The following is a 20,823-nucleotide window of genomic DNA, read 5'->3' as shown; positions in this document are numbered from 1 at the left end:
GCTCTACTCGGCGGAGGCTGGGACGCCGACCCCGTCGGCCCGACGGGCGGGTACCGACACCGGCCGCTCGCTCGCGGCCTGTCGGTCCGCCAGGTACCACTCGACGTACTGTCTGACGCCGTCGGCGAAGCGAGTGGTCGGCCGCCAGCCCAGCAGTGCCTCGGCCTTTGCGTTCGATACGGACCGACCCCGGAAGTCACCCGGGCGGGCCGGGATGTGTTCGATCTCGACGCCCGGGAAGTGGTCCCGGACCGCTTGCGCCATGGCCAGCACGCTGACGCGCTCATCACCCTCGAGCGCGATCGTCTCGTTGCGCGCCGCGGCGTCCATGGCGAGCACGTGCGCATCCGCGAGGTCACGGACGAAGACGTAGTTGCGGAACTGCTGTCCGTCACCGGCGACGGTGAGAGGCTCCCCGTCGATCGCCTTACGCAGGAAGCGGGCCAGAACCAGCTCCTCGCGCATCCCAGGACCATACGGGATGCCGTACCGCAGGATCGTGAAGTCCACGCCGTAGGTCTGCTGGTAGCTGTGCAGTAGCAGCTCCGCTGCGATCTTGGTCGAGGTGTAGACGTGGCCGGCGCGGTTCATCGCGAACTCCGCGGCCTCGGTCAGCGCTTGTGGGTCATCCAGATCGCCGCCGCTGGCCCCATATACCCACACAGTGCTCGCGAACAGAACCCGGCGCACTCCGGTGATGCGCGCGGCCTCGCAGACGTTGGCCGTGCCCTCCACGTTGAGTCGCACCGTCCGGATCGGATCGGCGAAGGCATGATCAACGTTGGCCATGCCCGCCAGATGGAAAACCATGTCACATTCAGCAAACGCTGAGGTAACCGAGGGGAGGTCCAGGACGTCGACGATCCGGTGATCGGCGCGAGGGTCCGCCACGTGCGCATGCAGATCTACCGAGATCACATCATGGCCGGCGTCCAGGAGCCGGTCCACCAGATGGGCTCCGATGAAGCCGGAACCTCCAGTGACGGTTATACGCATAGGTCACCCGTCCAAGGTCGTCAGGTTTGGGGTCGGATCATGTAGTCGGAGCTGGTGGGACCTGGTCGTGAAGCCGGGAATGATGGGACCGGACCCGGGACCGGACCCCGGTCAGATCTCGACCGTGAGAGTCTCGACAGCAGACGCCAGTGACACCAACACGTGGTCCACCTCAGCTCCGGTCATATCCGAATGGACAGGAAGGCACACGTGCCTGGCGCACACGTCCTGCGCGACCGGGTGATCACCCCGAGCATACGACTCAAACGCCGGCTGCTGGTGCAGAGGCGCCTCGTACACCTCACCCGACAGTGACACGCCGTGACGCTCTTTCAGCTCCTTCTTCAGCCGCGCCCGGTCGATGCCCGGCCGCACCAGGACGAGGTACTTGTAGTAGTTGCTGCGGCCGCCCACTGGTACCAAGATCGGTTCGAGTGCCTCGATCTGAGCCAGTCCCGCCGTATAGGCGGCGGCGGCGGCGTTGCGACTGTCAAAAAACTCGGGCAACCGGCGGAGATGCACCAGTCCGGTGACGGCATGCAGTTCACTCATCCGCCAGGCGTAACCCTGTTTGATGTGGACGTTGCCAAGGAAGCCGGCCTTCCCCTGATCCCGGAATATCACCGCCTCGTCCCGTACCCGCTCATCGGCGGTGAGAATCATCCCGCCCTCACCACTGGTGATGACCTTCGTGGGATAGAACGAGAATGCCCCGGCCACACCGAACGAACCCGCGTAGCGGCCGTCATGGCTCGAACCATGCGCATGGGCGGCGTCCTCCACCAGGAGAATGCCACGCTCGTCGCACAATGCCCGGATGTCGTCGATCTCGGGAGTGATCAACCCCCCGATGTGGACGAGGACCACCGCACGCGTACGGGGCGTGAGCGCCGCGGCCACGGTAGCGGTGCTCAGGGCAAACGTCTCGGCGTCCACATCCGCAAAGATCAGATTCGCGCCGGCCCGCAGAACCGCGAAGCCGGTCGCCGCAAACGTGTTCGTCGGCACGACGACGTCTGTACCCGCAACATCCACGGTGCGGAGAATGATCTCAAGAGCAGCCGTGCCGCTGCTGACCGCGACGGCAAAAGGGACACCGTGAGCCGCGGCGAACGCCGCTTCGAACTCCTTCGTATGCGCGCCGAGCGTCAGCGCTCCACTAGCCAGGATCTCCGACGTCAAGGACGCGATCTCCGCGCGATCGGCTTCGGGGAAGACGATCCGCGCCGCTGGAACCTGCACCTGCACACCCCCTTCGGGCCGCACCACATCGGTGTTCACGACCGTCTCCGGTCCGGACACTGCGCAGAGCGACGCTACCGGTTCACCTGCCGAAAAGCCGTCAGGATCATTCTGGCCCGCAACACCTTCCATGATCCTCCCCTGGAACGGCGGCCCGAGGGCCGCTGGGTAGCCCGGGAATGACCGCCAGGATCCCGGTTTGCACCCCGGCTGCGACTAGAAAACAAGATAGACCATTGCCGCCCAAATCCACCTGGACATCGTGCGTCATGTCACCTGATGACCCATATAGTCCCACTGTGAACACGGGGATGAATCACAACGAAGAAACTATTACCCAACGCGCCGATAACGGGCGTGTTTGACAGCTTCACGACGACCGGTGGACACCTTGAGGTCGCGACTGCCCGGACAGCATGAATGATCACCGAGACGTGACTGCAGAATACTGACAGTAACCGACCTCCGTGGTGGGACAACGGAAAGCATCCGGCACAGGAGTGGCACTTCGGTCAGCTGGGCGGCTGGAACGCCCGGTCCGCGCAGTACCCCACACAGGCAGCACCCCGCACAGGCAGTACCCCACACAGGCAGTACCCCGGCAGACCGCACCGAGGATGCAGCGGCTGCCGGGTTCCCGGGACCAGCACCTGGGAAGGAACTGCAACGTGACACAGGACAAGATCATTCGAGATCTCGCCGGTGTGGTCGGCCTTGTCGACAAGGTGGAGCCGTTCATCGAGCTGCAGGACACGGCAACCCGTGACGAGGCAGCTCGCGAGATGCGCAACGCGGGTGTGCGCTACGCCCGGGTCGTCCGCCTCGAAGCCGACCTCATCCGCTCCTCGATCATCACTGTGGCGGACCTCGGCAAGGTCCCCGACCCGGCCCGACCGCTGGCAGGCGTGATCGACGCCTTCCTGCCCGAAATCTTCCTGGACTGGCGTGACTTTCTCACCAGCGCCGTCAACGAATCCCTGCGCGATGCGCCGGTGGGCACGACGATCACGGTCGAGGACGAGGGCCGGCCGCTCGGCGTCATCCCGGCTACCACCATCGAAGCATTCATCAACACCGGCAGCGGATGACCTGTGAACACCGCTCATAGCCACGCCGGGTACCTGCCCTCGGCCCGTCGTCAATCGTGACAGCACCAGCTTTCAGCGCTGGGATACGGCTTCGTGGAACGTCATTTCGGACGCTGTGTCGTCATAGAGAAGCCAACGCGACGGCTTGCCCCGCGCCGGACCGACATTGACGAACAGGCGCCGCGCGCCGCCCGGATCGACCGGGATCGGCCTCCCCGGGGTGACCGGCCGACGCCGCGCCAGCACCGCGCCGGCCGGGTCCCCGAGCGAGAGCAGGTCCAGAAGCAGCACCTGGTGGGAGTGGCCGACCATCAGGATCGGGACGTCGGGCAGCTGCGCGAGCCGCGGGTAGAGCACCGCAGGCCAGCCGGGACATATCGGCCCGTCGTCCCAGGAGAACTGGTGGCCGTGCATTGCCGTGGCAGCCCCGATCATGCGGGTTGCGGGTGCGGCAAGCAGAACATCAAGATCGCCAACGGTCTGTTCATCCCGCAGCAGATCGCGGATCCGCCATTCCTGGTTGCCGAGGACCAGATCGACGCCGGCTAACTCGCGCCACAGCCTCGGATCCGGTTCCACCACGTCGGTGACGTCGCGCCGAGTGGTGCTGTCATGGCCACGCCATGGCACCTTGGCGTCGAGGTAGTCGCCGAGACACACGATCCGGTCGGCGCCGCGGCGCTGTACATCATCCAGCACCCGCCGCCACGCCTTGCGTTTCCCGTGTAGGTCCGCCACTACCGCGTATCGCATACGACCACCATCCGCCGCCGTTGTCCGTGCTGCCATTCTTCGTCCGCCACGTCGTCCAGCGGCTCTCCGCCGGATATGTCCACTATCCAGAGAAAAGGACAAAACGGAGAACACGGTCATTTATGACGTGATTCGTCCAGGCGCATCCCAGGAAATGGTTACCCCAAGTGAGCAGATTAAACGATCATAGCTATCGGGACCGTCCCGGCCAGCTGGCCGACCCGGCTCCGGTCAAACTGGATTACGACACCGTCCAGCACCGCATATCCGGAATGGCAGAACTGACATGGCAGACAGATCATGAATATCGAGACTCCTGGATGGTTCCGCGCCGCACTCGAGCGGCGGCCCGAGCGGCACACGACCCAGGTCGACGGATGCCGGATCAGCTACCGGTACTGGGGGGAGCGCGACCGCCCGGGAATCGTTCTCGTGCACGGCGGGGGCGGCCATGCGGGCTGGTGGGACCACATCGCACCGCTGATCGACGGCGAGTACCGGGTCGTCGCCATCGACATGTCCGGCCATGGCGACAGCGGGCGCCGTGATGAGTACAACCTCGCCAGCTGGGCCGCTGAGATCGTCAGCGTGGCGGCGCACGCCGGCCTCACCGGTACGCCGATCATCATCGGACACAGCATGGGCGGCTGGGCATCGATCATGGCTGCGGCGAAGTACCCCGAGAAAATCGGCGGCATCATGATCATCGACGCTCCGGTCGCAGACGTCACCCCGGAGGAACGAGCCGCCCGAGAACGGACCGCATTCGGGCCGCTTCGGGTCTACCCGACCGTGACCGACGCCCTGGCCAGGTTCAGAACGGTGCCGGACCAGCCGAACATGCTGCCCTACGTCGTGAACCACGTGGCGCGGACGTCCATGGGGGCGGTCGAGGGCGGCTGGACCTGGAAATTTGATCCGGCTATCTTCCGGGGACGTCGGCCGTCGCCGCAGATTCTCAAGGAGGTCCGCTGCCGTGTCGCGCTGTTCCGGGCCGAGCACGGCCTGATAACACCGGATATCGGCACCGAAATGTACGAGCTGCTGGGGCGGGTCGCGCCGGTCATCGAGATCCCGCTGGCGGGGCACCACGTCATGCTGGACCAGCCCCTACTGCTGGTTACCGGCATTCGGACGTTGCTTGCCGACTGGCAGCACTCGGTGCCCCAGAGCCGGCCGAAGGCCCGAGCGACTACCGCGTAGGCCGGGCGACCTGCGACAGCGCCACCGGTCGCCCGGCGGCCCCGTGAAGACGGCGGCCTCCTGAATACGGCAGCCCGGTGAACAGGGCAGCCCGGTGAACAGGGCAGCCCGGTGAATGCGGCAGCCCGTCACCGGAAATGTCCGGATGTCGTCGTGTCCTCCGACCGGCGTGCAGGGATCATGCCTGCGCCAACGCCTGAGTCCTCCGGAGGTACGCCCACTGCCTCCGCGTCGCCGAGCCCGGGTTCCGCCCCTCGGCCGGGCCCCGCCAGGAAGGACGCGACCAGGGCGATCAACAGCATCGTGATCGAAAAGACGAAGGCGGCGACGAGACCGTCCGAGAACGGCCCGGAGATCAAATTGGGGAAAAAGGCCCGACCGGTCACATAGGCGCCTGAGTCGGGCAGAGCTGACAGCGTCTGCGGCCCGAGGATCTGCTCCATCGGGTTGTACCCGAGAAAGGCCGAGAACAGCACCCCGATCGGCGGGAGGGCGGACACCGTCTGCGCGGTTGACGCCGGCACACCCTGGTCCACGAGACCGTTGAACATGGTCGACGGCAGGCTGTGTGAAAGCCCGATGACGATCAGAGTGAAGGAGAGTCCTATCGAAAGCACGAAAGCGGCATTCTGGAAGGTGGCGGCCATACCCGCGCCGGCTCCTCGGGTGTTCGCCGGCAATCCGTTCATCACATCGGCCCGGTTCGGAGAGGAGAACAGACCGGTACCCACGCCGTTGACAAGAAGGATCAACGCGAACACCGGATAGGAGAAGTTCACCGGGATGGACATGAACAGCACGAAGCTCACAATGACGATGGCCAGGCCGCTCACCGTGAACATTCGGGCGCCGAAACGATCGGACAGTACCCCGGCAATCGGTGCGGCCACCAGGAACCCGATCGTCAGCGGAACCAGGTAAATTCCCGCCCACAGCGGGGTGTCGGTGAAACTGTAGCCATGCTGGGGTAGCCAGATTCCCTGCAGCCAGATGAGGAGGACGAACTGGAGGCCACCGCGACCGAGTGACGCCAGCAGGTTTGCCACGTTGCCGGCGGAGAACGACCGGATCCGGAACAGGCGCAGATGGAACAATGGTTCGATCACCTTCGACTCGATGATCGTGAACACAACCAGCATGACCACGCCACCGATCACCGCGGCGAGCACCCAGGGGTTGGTCCAGCCCATCGTGTGTCCACCGTAAGGCTGAATGCCGTAGGTGATGCCGACGAGCAGCGCGATCAGCCCGACGGCGAAAGTGATATTCCCCCACCAGTCCATCGCCGTGCGCCGTCGCACGCCACTGTCCTGCAGACTCGTATAGGCCCAGAAGGTACCCAGAACCCCGAATGGTACCGACACCAGGAATACGCAGTGCCAGCTGATCGGGGCAAGCAGGCCGCCGAGCAGCAGGCCTAGGAACGTGCCGGAGATACCGGCGACCACGTTGATACCCTGCGCCATACCACGCTGGCGGGCAGGAAAGGCATCGGTGAGGATCGCCGTGGAGTTCGCGAAGAGGAACGCCCCGCCCACACCCTGCACTATCCGCCAACCGATCAGCCAGAGAGCGGCCGCGGTGCCGTGCATCCAGGTGACGGCCAGCAGGATGGAGGCTACGGTGAAGATCGCAAAGCCCATGTTGTACATACGGACGCGGCCGTACATGTCGCCGAGCCGTCCGAACGTCACCACCAGCACGGCTGTGACGACGAGAAAGCCCATCATCATCCACAGCAGGTAACTGGTGTTACCCGGGCTCAGCGGATTGATGCCGATCCCGCGAAAGATCTCCGGCAGGGCGATGAGAACGATCGATCCGTTGACCGTCGCCATCAGGAGGCCGAGCGTGGTGTTGGACAGGGCAATCCACTTGTAGCGGGGACCCGGCACAGGTACCCGATCAGCTACCGTCGACGGTCGATCAATCCCGATATCATCCGAAATCTGCTGTCTGACATGATCTGACTCCGGCACCTGGCAGCCCTCCGCGAACACCACTCGCCCCACCCGGAAACTTGCTTAGTAAGACTAAGCAAGTGACACCCAATTTGGCGAGGTCCCAGGTGTGAGATTGGCCTTAGGCCAAATACGCGAAAAGAAAAAAACGGAAATATAGTCCGTATGGGAAAATATAGCCGGAATATACTGAGACCACAAAAATCCGGTAAAAAGATGGGCTCCCGCGACATTCGTCGCGGGAGCCCATCAGGCCACGCAGTGTTGCGTCAGGTACAGCAGCCGCCGCCGCAGCAGGCGCCACCCGACGGGGCCGGCAGCGGCGAAGCGAACCCGGAAGCCTGCGACGAACCCGCGCGGGTCACCGCGACCGCGGTGAACACCCGACTGGTGTCGGCGTGACCAACCGGGCACGGCGTGCTGACGGCGGCTGTTTCGGTGATGCCACGTCGCACCTCGAAACTGGTGTCGCACGTACGGCAACGGTATACATATGCAGGCACGCTCCCAGCTTACGTCGAGCGGCCCAGGTCGAACACGCGATCCGGTGGTCAGCCGATCCGGTGGTCAGCCGATCCGGTGGTCAGCCGAACTGAACTGGCTGGCCGGTCGCCTCGAGGACCGACAGCCAGAGGTCGCCGGCGGGATCAACCTGACTGCGGTGACTGATAGCCAGCGGAATCGGGACGTGCACGAACCTGCGACGCCACCGGCCGACCACCATTTCGGTACGGCCGGACATCGCCGCGTGGACCGCGGCGTGCGCCAGCCGGATGCAGTACACGCTGTCGTAGGGATTGGCCGGTACGCTGCGGATCACATAACTCGGATCGATGTATTTCAGATTCAGCTCGATGTCCACCGCGCCGAAATGTTCCGTGACCCGCCTGGTGAGGAGCTGGCCGACGTCCCGGAGCCTGATGTTGCCCGAGGCGTCGCTGCCCTGCGGCGCCCGGCCCTGCTCCTCCTGGGCGAGAAGTTCCTGCCCGGCGCCTTCCGCGACGACGACGACGGCATGGCCCCGCTCCTCGACCCGTCTGTGCAGGAAGTTCAGGAGCCCACCGTCACCGTCAAAAGCGAAGGGCACTTCAGGGATGAGCACCACGTCCGCGTCGCTGTTCGCCAGCGATGCGTAACAGGCCAGAAATCCCGAATGCCGGCCCATGAGCTTTACGACGCCCACACCGTTGGGCGAGGACGTCGCCTCGACGTGCGCAGCCCGTATCGACTCGGCCGCCTTCCCGAACGCCGTCTGAAAACCAAAACTCTGGTCGATGTACGGAATGTCGTTGTCGATCGTCTTCGGGACGCCGACAACAGCGATCTTGTCACCTCGCTCGCGCGCGATCCGGGCGAGCTCAAGCGCGCCGCGCAGCGAGCCGTCACCGCCGACAACGAACAGAATGGTGATGCTCATCCGTTCCAGGCAGTCAACGATCTCCTCCGGGTCCTGTTGCCCGCGCGAGGTCCCGAGGATCGTTCCACCGTTCTCGTTGATGGTGCCGACGAGCTCGGGGGTCAGGTCCAGGACGCTGTGGCCGTACTGGGCGATGAACCCCTGGTACCCGTTGCGGAAACCGAAGATTCTGGTAACGCCGTAGTGCGAGGTCAACTCGAACACCAGGCCGCGGATGACGTCGTTCAGACCGGGGCACAACCCACCACAGGTGACGATTCCGACCCGGGTCTTGGATGGATCGAAGAAAATCTTTCGCCGGGGCCCGGCCGGCTCGAATCCCGGGAGGGCGTCGACCGGCATCTCACGTTGTGCAACCATGGACAACGTGTCGTCGAGAAGAACACGGTCATCCTCGTCCACATAATGCTGGGTCGTTCGCTTGTCACCGATCAACGGCGCCAGCGGCGACGTGATCCGGCAGGACCCCAGCGTCCTTACGGAAAGATCTGGACCATCAGCCATCAGTAACGCATCCCTGGGACCGCCGCCGACGCAAGCGGGAGGGAGCCGGGAGCTCCCGACTCCGCCCGGTGACCGCGCCGTTCCCGGCCAGCCGGCGGACCAGCCCTGTTACCGACGTGAAACAGAGATTTCCGGGTGGGACACACCACGATTGTCAAATCTCCTTTCTCGCCCACTCGTGTCAAACAGTACCGGCCAGGCCGCCAACCCCGATGACAAGGATCGTGAACCCGCCCGAGTGGTGCGCCGGCCGAAACCCGTGCTTTACCGGCCGGACACGCCATGAACCCGGGTCAGCCCGATCGGCACCGCCGGTCGGCGTCGGCTCAGCGACCAGCCGCAGGTCGTCGTCGGTGTTCATGCCGCCGCCGGACGCGACCGCACCGGTCAGCCCGGCGTGGCGACATGCCCCCAACCCGCAAAGAGTGAGATCGATTACTGAACGTCCCCTGGACGATGCCGACCGGACGCCGCCCGCGGGTACCGACACGTCATCCGGTCATCCTTCGGTGAGGGAAACCGAGAGCGCTGATCCGGTCGCGGTCACCGGCGTCCCACCGACTGCCGCGGTCGCGCGGTCGGGTGCGGGCAACCGTTCGGCGATGAGCAGGGCGAGGTCGTCATGCAGCTTCCCGCCGACATGACCGTGCAGATGGGCAACCAGCGCGTCCAGCGCCGTGTCAAGAGTGACCGCTGTCAGCTCGGCAAGGTGGTCATCGAGGCTGAAGAACGCCCGCCTGCTGTCACGTGCCTCGATCAGGCCGTCTGTGAACAGCAACAACCGGTCACCCGGAGCCCAGCTGCTGATGGTCGCCGTGAAGTCCTCGGCGATGCCCAGTGGGGGGCTGGGCTCGATGATCGCCAGTGGGTGGGCCGACTCTGCGGACAACAGGATCGGCGGTGGATGCCCAGCAGAGATCAACCGCAACGTCCCGTCCGGATGGATGTCGACGAACAGGGCCGTGACGAAGTCCTCGGCGCCCGCTTCTCGCGAAACCGCCCGGGCGCAGGCACCGGCAACCCCCTCGATCTCAGCGTGGTTGGCGGCGCCCTCGCGGAACGCACCCAGGACGACCGTGGTCAGCCGGACCGCAGGTAGGCCTTTCCCCTTCACATCCCCAATGATCATTCGGGTAGCACCCGCTGCCGTCACAACCTCGTAGAGGTCCCCACCGACAAGGGTCTCGGCCGCGGCGGACAGGTATCGAGCGGCGAACGCGACCCCGTTCACGGTGGCGGGTACCACCGGTAGCAGCGCGCGCTGGGCCACCTCGGCGACGACGCGGACCCGTCCCAGCTCCCGTTCCCTACGCTGTCTGGTCACCGCAACATAGACCGCGACCGCGGCCTGGACGGTGACGAGCACGCATGCCGCGACATGCTGCCCGGTGCCGAACCGATGGTCCCACGTACCCGATGCCACGGCAGCGACCACCGCTGCGAGCCCGACGGCAACCGTGACCACCGTTGAGCCGGTAGCGGAGGCGACCAGGGGTACCAGTCCGTAGAAGCCGGTCAGGTTGATCCCGGGGATGACGACATCGGCGACCACGAGAAGACCCAGCAGGCCGGGTAGACCTCCGTCGGCCGCCACGACCGCGCTTCCACGTGTCCGCATTGTCCTCACCATGCCCACAACCAACGAACGAGGAAACGCCGTTGACCACAATACGACCACCGGTAGAACGCTACTTGTGCCGCGGCTCCCACCAAAACCATCAGCGGGGTCCCGGACCGCCGTCCACCGGTGCGAGGCGAGGATCCGCCGGTGGGAAAGGATCGGCACGTGGAAGGGATCGGCACGTGGAAGGGCACAGAGCTGCCATGGCACGCCGCGGATGACTGGAGCAGCCAGATCGATCACGAACAGTGGCGAACCGTCCGACGGTTCCTCAACCGGCACCGCCACCCGCTGACCCGGCTCGCCGGTGAACTGTACCCGCGGTCGGCACGGGTGGCTGGTACGCCGCTGCTCGCGCCGCCGGGCTGGATCCCCGACCGGGTCGTCCCCCTGGCGGAGGTGAAGGTGGGGTGGACAACCGACGTGGCGCCGGGCGAGGTGAACGGTACCGAACGCGAGACCGCGGCCCTGCGAGCGAGCCCGCCACCGGCGGCGACCCCAACCCCCGCCCCGCTCCAACAGGGGCCACAGGGGCCACAGGGACGACCGTTCGCCACCTATGCCCACGCGCTGGCTGCGCTCAACCCACCTCGGTTGCTGGAGAACCGCACGACCTACCGCCTTGTCGACCTCGATCCCCCCGTCGGTGGGAACCCGCTGCGCCTGACGTTCGCCCCAGGTTCCTACTTCGACGTCATCAACATCTGCGAAGCCGCCGCGCACGAACTCGCCGGGGCCGTCCTTGCCAGACTCACCGACGCCGGATGGGCACCGCCGCCCGGCGAGATCCCCGGCGAGATCCCCGGCGGGTCACGAGCGGTCCTTACGCCGATCAGCTGGCCGGACCTGCCTGTTCGCTGGTCGGAACTACCGTGGCGCCAGCTCATCGGCGACCCGTTCGACGCCGGGCGGCGCCCACTGCTCCCAGCGATCAGTACCCTGGTGCTGCGCCGCGACCCCGTATCCGGGCAGGCGAGCTTCCCGCTGCACTGGCGGGACCCGGCCAAGGTCGCCAGCGGGGGCGGGCTCTACCAGGTGATGCCCGTCGGCATGTTCCAGCCGTCCGCGGATGCCGCCTGGAACGAGATGCACGACCTTGACCTCTGGCGGGCAACCGTGCGGGAGCTGTCCGAGGAACTGCTCGGCGCTGGTGAGTCCTACGGCACCGATATCGCGCCACTGGACTATGAAAGTTGGCCCCTGTACCGCGCCCTGGCGCAAGCCCGAGCGGCCGGGCGCCTGCGGGTGTTCTGGCTCGGGACCGGCGTCGACCCCCTCACGCTCGTCGTGGACATGCTCCAGGCCGCGGTCTTCGACGCGGACGTCTTCGACACGCTGTTCGCGAACCTTGTCACGACCAACGCCGAGGGTCAGGTGATCGGCACGCGCTCCGACGGCAGCGGTGCGGTCAGGGGCATCCCGTTCACCGCCGAGACCGTCGAGCGCTACGCCGGCACCGAACCCATGCAGCCGGCCGGTGCCGCTCTGCTCCGCCTGGCCTGGCGCCACCGCGACGTCCTGCTGAACCCTGTGGCCGTGCTCAATGGATAGGGGCCGGGATCCGGCCGCCCGGGATCCCGCGACCCGCCACGTCCGGCGATCTCCCCGCCACCGGCGCAGACTCGTACTCGCACGGGCCAGCCTCCGGGAAAGGGGAACCAGAACATGCCGATCAGCGCAGACCTTGACACGCAGCTGGACAAGGACTGGGAGAACAAGAGTCTCAGCGAGGTACTCCGCGCGCCGGTGAGCGCGCTCGCCGGCGTGACCGATGATGACGGAAAACTGCTCAACCAGGCACTGAACGTCAAAACCATCTCGGATCTGGGCAAAAACAAGTACTTCCGGGCGGCCTACGCACTGACCCTGCTTTCCGACACCGGCGGGAAGTAGCTGCAAGCGGCGGCTGTGCAGGCTCACGTAACCCGGTGAGCCTGCACAGCACCTTGGCCTGCAGCGCACCTTGGCCTGCAGCGCACCTTGGCCTGCAGCGCACCTTGCGAGCCTGCATGCCATGTCGCCAGGTCCGCGTCTCCGCTCCCCGCGTGCTCCCCCCGGACATCCCCTGCTCGATCCCTGTTCGATCTCTGCGCGATAGCAAAAACCAACAGAGAAACATGTAAAGAACAACACCCACTAGCATTAGTAGACACGAACACATCAACTATGCACCATCGGGGTCAATGCGGACAACGGAGACCCCAGCAGCCACGCCAGACGACCGTCCCGACGCGGGCCCGGCCGCGGGCATCCGGTCGGCGCAGTGGCGGAAGCTTCAGCTGCGGGTGAAGGCCCTGGCGTCTGAGCGGAAGCGGTCAAGCTCGTCGGCGCTGATGGTCGGCCGCGACGAGCGCGCAGCAGCCAGGAGATCTTCGGTGGTCACCGGCAGGCGCTCACCCTTGTCGACCGCGCGGTGGAATGCCGCCGCCACGGCGCGCTGCACGGTAGAAGCAAGATCGGCCGGGGTGAACAGCTCGGTGGCCGCGACAACCGGTTCGACGTCGACCTGCTTGTTGTCGATCCGCTCGAGGAACCTGTCGAGCAGCAGGCGGCGGCCGGGTGCGTCCGGCGGCCCGACCGGAAGAACGAGGTCGAAGCGGCCGGGGCGGATGAACGCCGGGTCCAGCGCCGCGATCGAGTTCGTCGCGCAGATCAACAGACGCCCCGGTGCGCCGCGGAACTGCGGGATGGCCTTCAGTAGCTCGTTCACCACGGACTGGCTTTCCGGCCCGACCGCGTCCCGGGACTGCGCGATCTCATCCACCTCGTCGATGAAGACCACGACCCGTTCGACCTGCATGAGCTCGGTGATGGCTGTACGCAACTCACCAGCAAGGTTGCCGCCGCCGGTCGCCACCAACCGGGATGGCAGAAGTTCCACGAACGGCCACTCCAGGCGCGCCGCCACCGCCCGCGCGAACGACGTCTTCCCGGTACCCGGTGGCCCGAACAGAAGCATGGTCGTCGGCGTGACCACCCCGTACGTCTCGGCCAGCTCGTTTTCCTTGATAGGAAGAAGCAAGCGTTGTTCCACCAGTTTCTTGCCCTCGGCCATCCCGGCCAGGCTGTGCCATTCCGCCGCGGTGAGCAGGGTACCGCCCCAGCGCTCCACGGTCGTGACGTCAACCGGCCGCAGCGGCTCGTACTTCTCATAGAGCGTGAGCCCGGTCTTGGCGAATCCTCGGTTCCGGAAGGCTAGTTCCCCGAACTGGCCCGGCGCGAGCAGCGTGGTGATGCGGCGGTGACCGGCATGAATGAGCTGGTTCTCCAGTGCCTGCAGGAGCGCGGACCCGATGCCCCGGTATCGCCATGCGGGCGAGATCGCCAGCGCAAGTACCCGGGCGTGTCCTCGCTCATATTTCCCGACCGCGACGCCGACGAACTGATCGGGTGTGACAGCCACAACAGCAGGAGTGTCCTCGCGCAACGCGAGCACCGTGTCCGTCAAATCAAACGACGGCCCTTCCGCGTCAGATCTGACCTCCTCAAGCAGTTGAACCGTAGCGGTGTGATCGGTGGTGTCGTAGGACCGTACATGCCAGTTGGTCATGGCCGACTCCTTTCACTCGTGTCACTCGTGCGCAAGTACGGGTCAGTTACCTGTCGCGTCGTTTCCACTCGTGTTACCACTCTGGCAGCGGCAAGGAGCCCGCGGCGCAGGCTCGAAAGGAGCAGAGTTAACCAGCCGGCGCAGGCCATTCAGCCGCGGAGGGGAGCGGTAGATGGCCCGCGCCGGGGTCTCACCCGGGGTCGCGACCGTTGTCAGCGACCGCGCCGGGGAGCTTTTCCGACCACGCGGACCTCAGCTGCCGGCCGAGGAAAGCGTGATCATGACTCTTTTCGCACCTCCAGCGGCCCTGTTCTGCCCGGCGGAGACCCTCGCGATGTTATGTTCCAACGATTTTCGATCGAGTTCTCGGTAGCCTCCGGGATGCGACCGAGGTAACACCAGCGCAGCGCCGGCCAGTTCGTTGCAGAAACAGTTTTCGGGCGTCGGGTACATCGGTCGACCGCCCGCCGACACCACCGCGTCAGTGCGGCGAAACCTCGGCGGAACATTCCTCGGGGTACGCTGCCCCGCACTCGCGGACGGCCGACAGCCGTTGTCGCCGTCCCACGGAGTCCAATCATCAGGCGGCGCCCTCGCGCGGCCGGGGGATCGCGTGCTTGCGCGCGAGAGGAGCGGCCGACAGCAGATCCCGGCCGGCACGAGCGAGTTCGTCGGGCAGCCCTGTCAGTCCCAGTCTGCACCCGGCCTCTTCGCGAATAGCCATCAGATGGGCCAGCAGTGCCCGCGCTTGGTGAATCTCTCCTTCCGGCGCTCCGTCCGCGATCAGCCGGGCAAGGGATGTCATGACATCGCTCTCCGAGGTCACAGCCTCGGCATATTCGCGTGCGGCGATCCACAGGCGAGCCGCGGCGTGCTGCCAATCCGCCATGGCGCAGGCCAGCAGCGCCGGCGAGGCGGCCCTCGGCAACATTTTCGTAATCACTGTGGAACCCGGGGAGCGGGAGCGCTCACCAGCTGACGGCGCAGGGCCCGACGCTCATCCTCGTCCAGGCCACCCCAGATACCGGCATCCTGGCCGGTATCGAGCGCCCAGTTCAGGCACTCGCGGATCACCAGACAGCGACGGCAGACGGCCTTGGCCTCCTCCAGCTGTCGCTGTGCCGGCCCGGTAGTACCCACCGGGAAGAACAACTCCGGGTCCTCATCCCGGCAGGCGCTGCGCTGACGCCAGACTTCCAAATCCTCTGCGGACTGCGGCTCCTGCGCCCGAACATGACGCCACATATATGCGGTGTTCATGTCCTCGAATTGGCCGCGCAGCTCGCCGGCCGCATCCAATACAAGAACTCTTCTGCCCATCCGACACCGTCCCGTGGTCGCGTCGACATGAAGACTAAATCGAGCAGAAGCGTACGACCGACCCCAGTGAGTGTCTACTCGCAATGTTTCAGAACCAGGGAACGGGGAATATGACCTGAGCCGACGCCAGGGACTCTTGAATAAAGGCTGAGGTACAACGTCCCGTCGCCGCCATTCGTTCGAAGCGCTGGGAATCAGGGTTTCCAGGGACATCGGGACGACAGTTCACAGATCCGCACGATCACCGTCCGGATACTCCGCGTACACCTGAGTCGCGAGGGCCCGGCGCCCGGCGGAGGTCGCATACGGTGCCGGCGAATACCGGCCGGGGCGTAATCCGGCAAGAATCAAGGTGCCCCGCCGCGGACCGACCAGGAAGAACGACTCACCACAGGTGACCTCGGGTCCTTAGACTCCGGAGGGGGGGTTGGCTACGTTCCGAGTACATGCCTTGACATGACGGCCAAATGGGAGAAGGTCAGATGCCTCCTCGAAGGGTTACCATCGGTCCGTTGCAGCATGCACGCCAGATCCGCGGCCTGTCTCTGGCGCGGGCAGCGGAAGAGATCCGGAGTCTCGCCGAGGACATCGGTAGACCATGGGATGCGTTGACCGCGCAGCGCCTCTCGGAGTACGAGGGCGGCAAACGCCCGAGCTGGGAACACTGTGATCTACTATCCCGCTATTACTGCACCAATGTCGTAGCCCTGGGTTGGGCGTGCGACTACACAGGGCCCGAAACCGGGGCTCTGGCACTCATGTCGAATTCAGTTGACGATGGGGAGGCTCGATGGGCAGACGCCGATCTCGACCTTCTATGGAGACCTGACGGGTTGGCCGTCGGGTTCGAGGAGGTGACCGCCAACATGGAACGGCGGAAGTTTCTCAGCGTGTCCGGCGTGGCGCTGACCTCGGTCGCGCATCACTGGCTCATGACCGATTCAGCCGGGCTTGCTGCGGCACTCGAAGGAAAGCGCGTGAACGACTCGCTCGTCGCGGGTTTCGAGCGGCGGGTCGACACGCTTCGCAAGATGGATGACGTTCTCGGAGGAGATGACATATACGAACTTTCCATGGCGGAGCTGCGAGTCGCCGTACGCGTCCTGCGGACCGCCCTGTACGGCCACGCCCACGAGGCACGGCTGTACGCTGTCGCGGCTGAGCTGGCCCGCCTGGCCGGGTGGGCAGCCTTCGACAGCGGCTACCACGGGGGCGCCCAGCGCCTGTGGATGGTCGCGCTACGGGCCGCCGGCGAGGCCGGCCAACCCGCGCTCGGTGCCAACATCCTGCGTTGCATGGCTGAGCAGGCTGCATGGTATGGCGACCCGAATGACGCCGTCACCATGCTCCGGTCGGCTCAGGCCGGGGCCCGGGCAGCAATGACTGCCACCGAGAAGGCGGCGATCTCCGGCGCGCTGGCTCTCGCGTACGGCCGTGCCGGCGAAAGCACCACGGCCGCCAGGACCGCCGAGGACGCGGTTCATCTCATCAGCCAGTCGCAGCCGGCGGAGGATCCCCCGCACATCTATTGGTGCGTCCCGTCCTGCATTTCACTTTTCGCTGGTGAAGCGCTACTGGCCAGCGGTGACGGAGCCGCGGCGATTCCGTACCTGGACAATGCCGCAGACGGGCTGGCCGGTGATTTCCCACGCGCCCGGGTGGAAGCAATGACCAGGCTGGGTGTGGCGCATGTCCAGGCCGGCGATGCCGATGCCGCTATTCAGCTCGGGCATCAGGCCGTGGAGCAGGCGGCTCTTCTCGACTCCGGCATGGCCGGCCGGGACGTCGCGACGCTCTGCCGTGAAATCGAACGTACCGGGTGCCCCGGCGCCGCCGATCTCACCGATCACGCCCGGGTCGCTCTGACCGCCGTCGGCGCAGCCTGACGGCAACGCTCCGCCGGTCTCCGCAACGCGGGACGGGCTGAGCGATTCGAGCACGGGACGCCGCACACACGAGGCCGCTGAGGCAGCCGAGACGGGATCACCGTCTCGACTGCCTCTTGCCTTTTTATGGCTAATGTCCGATTAGGTCATATATAGACGACCTTCGCGATGCCCGGCCAACGTATGACTCTCGCCACATTTTCCTATCTATCCGAGTCTGACTGGAACCGAATGCCCGCGATGATCCGGCCGTCGATTCCAGTGGCAACCAAAAAACGATCTATCTGGTTGCTGCCACAGGGCATCCATTTAATTACATATAGTAACTATCATTACCTAGCGTTAAATACCCCGGGAACACCCGACCAATGGCCACCTGTCGCCCGCATGGCGATCGCACCCGGCGACAGGCGATCGATGGAGTCGCGATCGGGGCCGCGCCTCTCACAACACATGATTTCCCGACCAAGGTGTCGCGAAACTGATAGCTAGATCACGTCCACCGGAACGCTCTCGGCAATGCCCGCGGCGTCGGCCGGCGGGTGTCGACCGAGTATCCGGTGCGAACGAGGTATTCAGCCGCCGCCGGCATCGGCCGGTCTGCGCTCAGTGGTCGACGCGCCGCCAGCGGGCGGCCCGCTCGCGGATCGAACGCCGTTATTCAGCGGCCTTCTAGAGCAGGACGGTGATCGCCTCGGGCCAGGATGTCGGCCGGGTGAACCCCACCGGCAGCACCGTCGCGGCGTCCCCGTGCGCGGCCTCGAGCTGTTCCGGCGTCAGCCGCACCACGCCGGTGAGATCCACGCCGTCCAGCCATGCTCCGGTGAGGTCGGCCCCTTCCAACCGGGCATCGGTGAGGTTCGCCCTGTCCAGCAGAGCTCCGGTCAGATCCGCCCCGTCGAGACGGGCTGCGGGCAGGTCCGCCCCGACCAGCCCGGCACGGGTGAGGTTCGCCTCGACCAACCGGGCGCCGGCCAGGTTCACGCCGTCGAGTCGCGCACGGGTGAGATTCGCGCGGTCCAACCGGGCACCGGCCAGGTCCGCACCGGTCAGATCGGCGCGCAGGACCCCGTCCCGCGCCGGGAGCCGACCCAGCACATTGATCGCAGCCTGGATGTCGGTGTCCGGGCCGTCGGCCGCCCTCTTCCAGCGCCGATTGCCGGGCCGACCGGGGCGCGTGTGCTCGCGGACGAACGCGGACAACATCTCGACCACGGCGGGTTGCTCCTCGGGAAAACCCCCCGCGAGCCGCTCGAGCGCATAGATCCCGCCGAGGCGCACATCCGCCGTGTCCGAGCCAAGCTGGTTGACCGCTCGGGTGTAACGCTCGATCAACTGCCCGGCCAGCTCCCGCTCGGCCGCCTGTCGATCTCTCTCGGTCGCCCCGGTGGCAGCCCTACGGATCTCGGCAAGACACATCATCACACCGGCAAATATGATCAATACGGTGCCGGCGAGGATGATCCCGGTACGAGTGGTCGCGATCGCCGGTGCCCGACCGTCGGCCGCCGGCGCGTAGAAGATCGGCACCTGCACCCACAGCACCGCCAGGCCGATCAGCATCGCCAGCCCTACCGCCGCCGGCCCCAGCCGCCACCATCGGTCACCGCGCCCATGCATAGCTGATGTTCTATGCGATGACGAAGCCAGCCGTCCCCATCGTGACCACGGGACGACACCTCCGCGCGGAGTCGGCTGCCGTTCCTGCGACGGCGCCGACGGTATTGCCGACGCCGGACCAGTGCCACCGATTTCGAACACAGGCCCGACCAGGACCACCGGCTCCCCGGCTCCCCGGCTCCCCGGCTCCCCGGCTCCGGAAATCCGGACCCGAAAATCGGGATAAAACAGTCTTTGATATGCAAAAAATTCTGATTTTTTGACCGCGTAATCTCCGGTGGATGACGATGGGCTCGGCAGTCCACTGACGACAGAGGTCGGCGAGCGGCTCGTTGTGACCTCGCCCGGCGGCTTCCTTGATTGCTCAGGGCCTCCTGCCGCGCGAACAGGACCAGGATCGCGCAGCCGCTGGCCGATCAGAGCCCGCCCGGAGGAAAATTCATGAGAAACGCTGTCATCATCGATGTCGTTCGGACCGCGTCCGGGCGAGGCAAGCCCGGCGGCGCCCTGTCCGGGGTACACCCGGTTGCGTTGCTCGCGACCGTGCTTCGGTCATTGATCGAACGCAATGACCTCGACCCGGCACGGATCGACGATGTCATCGGCGGATGTGTCCAGCAGGTGGGTGAGCAGTCCTCGAACATCACCCGGAACGCCGTACTCTCCGCGGGATTTCCGGTGACCGTGCCGGCGACGACCATCGATCGCCAGTGCGGCTCCAGCCAACAGGCCGCGCACTTCGGCGCGCAGGGCGTGATCGCCGGTGCCTACGACATCGTGATCGCGTGTGGCGTCGAGTCGATGAGTCGCATCCCGATGGGCACGCCGACCATCGGCCAGGACCCGCAGGACGCGAGAATCCACGCCCGCTACCCTGAGGGCCTGGTCAACCAGGGGGTCGCAGCCGAGCTGATCGCCAAGAAGTGGAAGCTCGACCGCGAGGCCCTCGACGCCTACTCGGCGGCCTCGCACCAGCGCGCCGCCGACGCCGCGGCCGCGGGCGCGTTCGACAACGAGGTCGTGCCGGTGACGGCCCCCGCGCCGGACGGCACAACCGGCACGCATCTGGTCGACCAGACCGTACGGGCGGGCACGAGCGCCGAGGGGCTCGCCGCCCTCAAGCCCTCCTTCGCCACCGCGGACATGAGGGCACGGTTTCCCGACATCGACTGGAAGATCACACCTGGGAACTCCTCCCCGCTCACGGACGCGGCGTCCGCCGCACTGATCATGAGTGAGCAGACCGCCAACGCGCTCGGCCTGCGCCCACGCGCCCGCTTCCACGCGTTCTCCGTGGTCGGTGACGACCCGATGCTGATGCTCACCGGCCCCATCCCGGCAACCCAGAAGGTCCTCGCGCGGGCCGGTCTGACCATTGACGACATCGACGCCTATGAGGTCAACGAGGCGTTCGCGCCCGTGCCGCTGGCCTGGGCACACGATCTCGCCGCCGATCCGGGGAAACTCAACCCTCGTGGCGGCGCGATCGCCCTCGGGCACGCGCTCGGCGCATCCGGTACCCGCCTGTTGGGGACGCTGGTCAACTACCTGGAGGCAACCGGCGGCAGATACGGCCTGCAGACCATGTGCGAAGGCGGCGGTATGGCCAACGCGACCATCATCGAGCGCCTGTAAAAGCCTGTTTGAATCTTGGGTTCGGAC

18 protein-coding genes are annotated in these 20,823 nt (G+C 65.9%); 6 read left to right on the top strand and 12 right to left on the bottom strand.

Translation table 11 applies throughout. From position 1 onward, the window contains the following. Positions 1 to 3: 3 nt before the first annotated feature. Both U9978_RS00980 and U9978_RS00975 read right to left on the bottom strand, forming a co-directional pair. Complete coding sequence (locus U9978_RS00980) at positions 4 to 996, bottom strand: NAD-dependent epimerase/dehydratase family protein (RefSeq protein WP_322759103.1); 993 nt, start codon at positions 994 to 996, stop codon at positions 4 to 6. A gap of 111 nt (positions 997 to 1,107) precedes the next feature. Next, positions 1,108 to 2,238, bottom strand: a complete 1,131-nt coding sequence (locus U9978_RS00975; RefSeq protein ID WP_322759217.1) for a DegT/DnrJ/EryC1/StrS family aminotransferase — start codon at positions 2,236 to 2,238, stop codon at positions 1,108 to 1,110. A gap of 668 nt (positions 2,239 to 2,906) precedes the next feature. Between U9978_RS00975 and U9978_RS00970 the strand changes: the two genes are divergently transcribed. Continuing rightward, a complete protein-coding gene (locus U9978_RS00970; protein WP_322759102.1) occupies positions 2,907 to 3,326 on the top strand; it encodes a hypothetical protein in 420 nt (139 codons plus the stop codon). Positions 3,327 to 3,398: 72 nt separating this feature from the next. On the opposite strand, the gene U9978_RS00965 is transcribed toward U9978_RS00970, so the two are convergent. Further along, on the bottom strand, positions 3,399 to 4,079 hold the full coding sequence (locus U9978_RS00965) for a metallophosphoesterase family protein (RefSeq protein ID WP_322759101.1): 681 nt from the start codon (positions 4,077 to 4,079) through the stop codon (positions 3,399 to 3,401). A 300-nt stretch (positions 4,080 to 4,379) separates the two neighbouring features. On the opposite strand from U9978_RS00965, the gene U9978_RS00960 reads away from it, so the two are divergent. Continuing rightward, the gene (locus U9978_RS00960) at positions 4,380 to 5,282 is read left to right on the top strand and encodes an alpha/beta hydrolase (protein WP_322759100.1); all 903 of its coding nucleotides are present in this window, start codon (positions 4,380 to 4,382) and stop codon (positions 5,280 to 5,282) included. 128 nt (positions 5,283 to 5,410) lie between these two features. Here U9978_RS00960 and U9978_RS00955 read toward each other — a convergent pair whose 3' ends face one another. From U9978_RS00955 to U9978_RS00935, 5 genes are all read right to left on the bottom strand, one after another. Beyond that, positions 5,411 to 7,120, bottom strand: coding sequence for an MFS transporter (locus U9978_RS00955; RefSeq protein ID WP_322759216.1), 1,710 nt, complete (start codon positions 7,118 to 7,120; stop codon positions 5,411 to 5,413). 392 nt (positions 7,121 to 7,512) lie between these two features. Beyond that, a complete protein-coding gene (locus tag U9978_RS00950; protein ID WP_322759099.1) occupies positions 7,513 to 7,746 on the bottom strand; it encodes a zinc ribbon domain-containing protein in 234 nt (77 codons plus the stop codon). An 80-nt stretch (positions 7,747 to 7,826) separates the two neighbouring features. Next, positions 7,827 to 9,164 carry an ATP-dependent 6-phosphofructokinase gene (locus U9978_RS00945; protein WP_322759098.1) on the bottom strand — a complete coding sequence of 446 codons (1,338 nt, stop codon included), beginning with the start codon at positions 9,162 to 9,164 and terminating at the stop codon, positions 7,827 to 7,829. A 181-nt stretch (positions 9,165 to 9,345) separates the two neighbouring features. Then, complete coding sequence (locus U9978_RS00940; protein WP_322759097.1) at positions 9,346 to 9,654, bottom strand: hypothetical protein; 309 nt, start codon at positions 9,652 to 9,654, stop codon at positions 9,346 to 9,348. 9 nt (positions 9,655 to 9,663) lie between these two features. Then, a complete protein-coding gene (locus tag U9978_RS00935; RefSeq protein WP_322759096.1) occupies positions 9,664 to 10,782 on the bottom strand; it encodes a PP2C family protein-serine/threonine phosphatase in 1,119 nt (372 codons plus the stop codon). 168 nt (positions 10,783 to 10,950) lie between these two features. Between U9978_RS00935 and U9978_RS00930 the strand changes: the two genes are divergently transcribed. Both U9978_RS00930 and U9978_RS00925 read left to right on the top strand, forming a co-directional pair. Continuing rightward, positions 10,951 to 12,336 (top strand): transcriptional regulator, encoded by a 1,386-nt coding sequence (locus U9978_RS00930; protein WP_322759095.1) that lies wholly within the window; start codon positions 10,951 to 10,953, stop codon positions 12,334 to 12,336. A 114-nt stretch (positions 12,337 to 12,450) separates the two neighbouring features. After that, a complete protein-coding gene (locus U9978_RS00925; RefSeq protein WP_322759094.1) occupies positions 12,451 to 12,678 on the top strand; it encodes a hypothetical protein in 228 nt (75 codons plus the stop codon). A gap of 382 nt (positions 12,679 to 13,060) precedes the next feature. On the opposite strand, the gene U9978_RS00920 is transcribed toward U9978_RS00925, so the two are convergent. The 3 genes from U9978_RS00920 to U9978_RS00910 form a co-directional block, all read right to left on the bottom strand. Continuing rightward, positions 13,061 to 14,335, bottom strand: coding sequence for a GNAT family N-acetyltransferase (locus U9978_RS00920; RefSeq protein ID WP_322759093.1), 1,275 nt, complete (start codon positions 14,333 to 14,335; stop codon positions 13,061 to 13,063). A gap of 580 nt (positions 14,336 to 14,915) precedes the next feature. After that, complete coding sequence (locus tag U9978_RS00915) at positions 14,916 to 15,266, bottom strand: hypothetical protein (RefSeq protein ID WP_322759092.1); 351 nt, start codon at positions 15,264 to 15,266, stop codon at positions 14,916 to 14,918. A gap of 8 nt (positions 15,267 to 15,274) precedes the next feature. Further along, positions 15,275 to 15,580, bottom strand: coding sequence for a WhiB family transcriptional regulator (locus U9978_RS00910; RefSeq protein ID WP_322759215.1), 306 nt, complete (start codon positions 15,578 to 15,580; stop codon positions 15,275 to 15,277). A 557-nt stretch (positions 15,581 to 16,137) separates the two neighbouring features. On the opposite strand from U9978_RS00910, the gene U9978_RS00905 reads away from it, so the two are divergent. Beyond that, positions 16,138 to 17,541, top strand: coding sequence for an XRE family transcriptional regulator (locus tag U9978_RS00905; RefSeq protein ID WP_322759091.1), 1,404 nt, complete (start codon positions 16,138 to 16,140; stop codon positions 17,539 to 17,541). Between the two features lie 672 nt (positions 17,542 to 18,213). Here U9978_RS00905 and U9978_RS00900 read toward each other — a convergent pair. Next, a complete protein-coding gene (locus tag U9978_RS00900) occupies positions 18,214 to 19,104 on the bottom strand; it encodes a pentapeptide repeat-containing protein (protein WP_322759090.1) in 891 nt (296 codons plus the stop codon). A gap of 498 nt (positions 19,105 to 19,602) precedes the next feature. Between U9978_RS00900 and U9978_RS00895 the strand changes: the two genes are divergently transcribed. After that, positions 19,603 to 20,796 (top strand): acetyl-CoA C-acyltransferase, encoded by a 1,194-nt coding sequence (locus U9978_RS00895; protein WP_322759089.1) that lies wholly within the window; start codon positions 19,603 to 19,605, stop codon positions 20,794 to 20,796. The last annotated feature ends 27 nt before the right edge of the window (positions 20,797 to 20,823 follow it).

Source organism: Protofrankia sp. Cr2 (assembly GCF_963555885.1).
Lineage (GTDB): Bacteria > Actinomycetota > Actinomycetes > Frankiales > Frankiaceae > Protofrankia.
The sequence above is the reverse complement of the archived record's forward strand: the minus strand, read 5'-3'. Positions and strand labels throughout refer to the sequence as shown.